General features: G+C 59.5%; 2 protein-coding genes and 1 rRNA gene. 2 read left to right on the forward strand and 1 reads right to left on the reverse strand.

From position 1 onward, the window contains the following. Positions 1–408, forward strand: a 16S ribosomal RNA gene (locus tag ABX749_RS19390); the annotation flags it as partial. Between the two features lie 518 nt (positions 409–926). Here the strand turns inward: ABX749_RS19390 and ABX749_RS19395 are convergent. Then, positions 927–1,307, reverse strand: coding sequence for a response regulator (locus ABX749_RS19395; RefSeq protein WP_372897421.1), 381 nt, complete (start codon positions 1,305–1,307; stop codon positions 927–929). A 90-nt stretch (positions 1,308–1,397) separates the two neighbouring features. Here ABX749_RS19395 and ABX749_RS19400 point away from each other — a divergent pair, with 90 nt between their 5' ends. Then, a complete protein-coding gene (locus ABX749_RS19400; RefSeq protein WP_372897422.1) occupies positions 1,398–5,429 on the forward strand; it encodes an ATP-binding protein in 4,032 nt (1,343 codons plus the stop codon). Positions 5,430–5,694 lie beyond the last annotated feature (265 nt).

A 5,694-nucleotide genomic window follows, 5' to 3' on the forward strand; every position in this document is an offset into this window, starting at 1 on the left:
ATGCCGGGGACTCTAGGGAGACTGCCGGTGTTAAACCGGAGGAAGGTGGGGATGACGTCAAGTCCTCATGGCCTTTATGATCAGGGCTGCACACGTCCTACAATGCGGCGTACAATGGGAAGCGAACTCGCGAGAGCAAGCAAATCCCAAAAACCGTGCCTCAGTTCGGATTGCAGGCTGCAACTCGCCTGCATGAAGCCGGAATCGCTAGTAATCGTAGGTCAGCATACTACGGTGAATGTGTTCCTGAGCCTTGTACACACCGCCCGTCAAGCCACGAAAGTTGGGAGGGCCCGAAGTCGCTGAGCGAACAGTTTACTGACGCAGGCGCCGAAGGTCAGCTCGACGATTGGGACTAAGTCGTAACAAGGTAGCCGTAGGGGAACCTGCGGCTGGATCACCTCCTTTCTAAGGATTCTTAGAAATAGGTTTTCACTGGTGACAGTGGGGACCGAATCCGTGGAAGTGATCTCGCAAACAACTCAACAGCGCAGTGCTCGCACTGCATTTCACCACCAAAGAATCACGAAGACCCGCGTTGGACTGTCGCCAGCCAACGCGGGTTTTTTCGTGCGCGCAACGGGGGAGCTGTTAGCGGTTAGCTGTTAGCTGTTAGCTGTTAGCGGGCGGCAGGCGCCCGGCGGCGGTCCTTGGGAAATGGGACCAATAGGACCTAGGCGACGCATGTGTCCTATCTGTCGTAGAGGTTCCATTTTTGCACACGGGGACAGACCCCAGGAGCGCGCGGGGACAGACCCCTGGGTGATTGGGGACAGACCCTGGGTGATTGGGGACAGACCGTGGCGGGTCGGGCGGGGAGATAGGACCTAGGTGACGCAGGTGTCCTGTCTGTCTCGGTTTTGGCGTGTTGGTAAGGTTGGACGTGCCGCTGGGCTGGCGATTGAGCGCTGAGCGAACGGGACGGTTCAGTGGGATTGGTCGAGTAGCTGTTGCAGGTAGTTGGCGATCGAATTGGAGTCGTTGCCTTTTTCCAGGACCAGCGTGTTCTTCAGCCCGGCGGCTGCATCGTGAATGCGTGGGTCGACGCGGCCGGTGTACAGGCACGCCGGGGGGGCGTCACCGTCTTGCTGGACTTCTTGAAGGAAATCGGTCCCGCTCATCCCGGGCAGGTTGAAGTCCACCAGCAGGCAGTCACAGTCGGCAAGCTGTTGGTAGGAAAGCGTTTTTTCGGCCGATTCGAAGGCGACACATTGGTGGCCCAACGCGGTTATAATCGCGCAGAGTGAATCCCGGACGTCCGGGTCATCCTCGACAATAACGACATGGGCTTGTTTATTGACGGGCATTGCAGATTTGGCGAGGTGGATTCCGTTCTGTGTCAGCTTCGACCGTGAGCTGAACAGTCGAATCGTTGTTGTTGACGTGGACGCCGGATAGTGGACTTTCTTTCCTACCGAATAGTGTACCTGCTGGTCGCGTTGTTTGTCGCCGGCACGGGCGTAGCGCAACAAGCCGAGTCTTATCGGCCGCATTCGCCCGATCCGTTCTGGGAGCCCTGGCGGATTCGGGCTTTCCCTCAGCTCAAGGGCACAGAGCTGAGGTGTCTCGGCGAAGATGCTCGCGGCGCGATCTGGTTCGGGGTGGCGGACGGGGCGGTTCGTTACGACGGGCTACGCTGGGATGAGTTTGGAGCGGCCAGCAATTTGCCGGGGGCAGCGATCGCGTTTGCTCAGGTCGAAAGTCAGTTTTATGCCGCCACGGGGTCCTCGATTCATGTGCTCGAGCAGGGACGGTTTCGGCAAGTCTTTCCCCAGACCGATCGGGGACGTTGGGTGATCGAAGACCTTGCCGTCGGGGCCGACGGTGTTCTGTGGGTCTGCACCGATAAGGGGGCGTTGCGGTTGCGAGGGGCTCCTTCGGGCGGACAAGACGATCCGTGGCAAGAGATCCAGCTGTTGACGACGCCTGAGATCGCGAATTCTCTGCAGGGCGATCTGGTTACCGCAGAGATTCAAATCGAAGCGGTTGCGGCGGCCGACACGGTCAGGTGGAACGCGGGGGTAGGCGTGTGTCTATACGGCCAGGGCGTGGATAAAAACACAGTCATTGCGGTTGCCGAAAACGGTCCCGCGGCCAGGCAGGGCGTTCGGGTGGGCGACCGAATCGTGGCGATTGATGGCGAGGCCCGTCGCACGGTGTTTCAGCGGGAACTTGAGGATGAACCCGGAACGCGGATTCAATTGAGCGTGCTGCCTAAAGGTGGTGAGGAGGTTCTCGATCTGGAATTGGTATGTGAATCGATCGAGGGTCGGTATCAGAGGTTTCGGCCGATTCAGATTGAGGACGATGGTCGCGGAACGGTTTGGTTTGCGACGCGTTTAGGCAGGATTCTTTCTTTGCAGCGCAATCAAGACGGCACAGAGGAATGGACTCACCACACGCGAGTGCACGGTCTTCCCGTCATCGCGATGCCCAGCATCGTCGTGACGGATCGGGGGATTGCCGGGGTGGGACGCAACACCGCGACGGAATGTTTGCTCCGTTACGACGGCGATCGCTGGACGGTGATCGATCTGCCCCGTGGGATTGGTTCGTCGATCGAGACGTGTGATGACGGGACGTTGTTGGTCGGCACCAACGGTGCGGTCTTGTCGGTTTCAGCGAGCGGTCGGGTGGTCGACCACGGGATGCGCGACCACGGCATTTTTGGCAACGACATCATGGTCAAGAAAACATCCGACGGTGCGTTATGGATCGCCGGTAAGGGAGCCATCGCGCTGCGTCTGGAACCACAAGGGCAACGGTGGACGACGTATCGTGGCTTGGTTTATCAAGCCAGCGGTGAAGACGGCGAGGAGTGGTTCCTCACCGATCGCCTGACAGTCGTGCGTCACCAGGGGGACCGTTGGCAGCAATACGACGCTGACGACGGGTTGATGTCGCAGCCGCTGCGGGTGATCGTGACGACCGCAGGCGACGTTTGGGCGGCCGGCAGCCATGACGGGGTGGCCGCCACGGCCCGACGTCTGGGAAACCGTTGGGAACGCAGACTGCATCCTGAACTTTCGTGGGCGGTGGATCGGCGTGCGGTGTTCGAGGATCGGGACCAGCGGCTCTGGTTTGGGGCGGCAGTCAATCAGCTGGTCCAGGAAGATGACCACGGCGGTGTGTTGCGGTTTGACGGCGAAGTGTGGAAGCATTTTCGTCCCACCAATCGACTTGATTTCGTTTACGGCATCGCCCAAACACAAGACGGCTCGGTCTGGTTTGCCGGGCCGTCGCTGGTGCAGGTCACACCCGAGGACCAGTTCGGTGCCTCTGCCGATCTTCCTTTGGTCGCGCGGGGGTTCACTGACGCGTTGGCCAACGACCAAGACGGGGATCTGTGGATCGGCACGCGCGTCAAGGGCGTCGTGCGGTTGGATGGTCGCCCGGCCGATGATCCGGCCGATGGCCCGGAGTTCCGATCGACTGTCTATGGAGAATCGAATCGGGTTTCCAACAGTCGCATCAAGAGTGTGTTGCCGATGTCAGACTCGAGCGTCTTGGTCGGAACGCCAGCGGGCTTTGATCGATTTGATGGTCGGACCTGGGCTCCGGCGGCGCTGCCGGCCGACTTGGCCTACGACACAGACTATGGAGGGCTCTATGAAGGGCGATCGGGGGAGTTGTGGTTCAACGCGTCGGGGGTCGCCATCATGACCCGTGATCTTGCCAAGGGGATTCCAATGAAGGACATGGGGTCGCTGCAAGATAAATTCAAGACGTTTCGTTATCGTCCGGATGACCGATCCCCTGACACCCAGATTGAGCGATCGGCAGCTCAGGCCACGTTCGGTGAAGCGGTCTCGTTGGCTTGGAGCGGCGTGGACTACATGGAAGCAACGCCCCGTGACCAGTTGACGTTCTCGTGGAGTGTTGACGATCAGCCATGGAGCGCGTTTTCACCGGCGGTCCGAGTCGATTTGCCGGGACTGGAGGGCGGGCTCCACCGTTTCCGCGTGCGGGCCCGTGACGCCGATTTCAACATCGACACGACGCCTGCTGAAATCACCATTGAGATTTTTCCGGCGCTATGGCAACGCAGTTGGTTCCAAGGGTTGATGCTGCTGATGCTGGTGCTGTTTTGTCTGGCGATGATTCAAACCGGACGCGTTTTTCGCCGGGAATCATCGCTGCGAACGAGCCATGAGCGGTTGTTGTCGGCGGAGCAGGATCTGCAGCAAGCCAATCAAAGCTTGGAAAGTCGCGTCGCCCGCCGAACGAGAGAGTTGCGTGAGGCCAATCAGCGGTTGCACGCCAGTGAGGTCCAGTACCGATCGATCGTGGAAGACCAAAGCGAATACATCGTTCGTTTTGATGCCGATCAGAATGTGACGTTTGTGAACACGGCATTCTTGCGTGCCAATCGTATCGCCGGCCAGACGGTCAGCGCAGTGTTGCCGGCGAAGGTGGTCAGCCGTTTGCGGCAAGTGGTTGCGAACGTGGAAGAGGGGCGACAGGAGGGAAGGTCGGTCGTGTCATTCGACGATGCCGACGGTCAGCTGCGTTGGGAGCAATGGCATTGTCGTGTTTTGGTCGACCAGGTCGGGAATCCGCTGGGCTATCAAGTGGTCGGGAACGACATCACCGATCTGCGAGACGCCCAGAATCGGCTGAGCGAAAAGGAGTTGGAACTCGCACACTTGGCACGCGTTTCGGCACTCGGGGAAATGGTTGCCGGGATTTCGCACGAGATCAATCAACCTTTGGCGACGATCGCAAACTTCTCGTCGGCGTCCTTGTTGGTGTTGGATCGTGAGTTGGGAGCCATCGAAAACGTGGAGCGCAAAGAAGACATCCGCCAATGGATCGAGCGGATCAAAGAGCAAACCGAGCGAATCAACAGGATTGTCAACAGTCTGCGCCGATTCGGTCGTCCCGGCAGCAATCTGACCGCATTTGACATCGAGTCCGCCGTCACTGAATCGTTGGATCTGTGCGAGTACCGAACGCGAACGGTCGTCAACGATATTCTCGTCGACATTCCCGCTGAACTGCCCAAGGCGTACGCCGATCGGGTGCAAGTCGAACAGGTCCTGGTCAACCTGATTCGCAACGCCGTTGACGCGATGGATGACCCTGCGGTCGTCGAGCGGACGCTGAAGATTGTGGTCGCAACGGAAGAGGAAATGTTGAAGGTGTCGGTGATCGATTCAGGGCCCGGCATCGCGAAGGATCAAGGCGACGAGATTTTCCAAACCTTTGTGACCACCAAGACGCAGGGCATGGGGATGGGGCTGGCGATCAGTCGTTCGATCATCGAGTCGCACCAGGGGAGGCTGTACACGGTTGATGGTGCTGACGGCGCGTGGTTTGAATTCACGCTGCCCATCGCGACCGATGACCAGACGGCTCCGGTCCACGTGGGAAGTGCCGATCACGCGCCGCGGTCGCGATCGGTCAGTGTATCAGGGGGCCGGGTTTGAGCGCACTACCGCTAAGTCAAGACCAACCGAGAGGCCGCTCGCGCTGGCGCGAACCGGCTGATATCTAATGAATATCAGCCGTTTGGCGCGCGCCTGCGGGCCCTAGCACGAGGAAACGACGCTTTACTTAGCGGTATTGGGTTTATGCGGCCGAGCGGAGACGCCGTCTCGTCGTTTCCGCGAAAGCCGGGATCATGCCTGGAACACCGGTGGGCTCCAGTCCCCAACGTCCAGCCCGCTGTCGGCGACGAATAGTCTGCCCGCG

The sequence above is a fragment of the Stieleria sp. genome, assembly GCF_041595215.1.
Classification (GTDB): Bacteria; Planctomycetota; Planctomycetia; order Pirellulales; family Pirellulaceae; genus Stieleria; species Stieleria magnilauensis.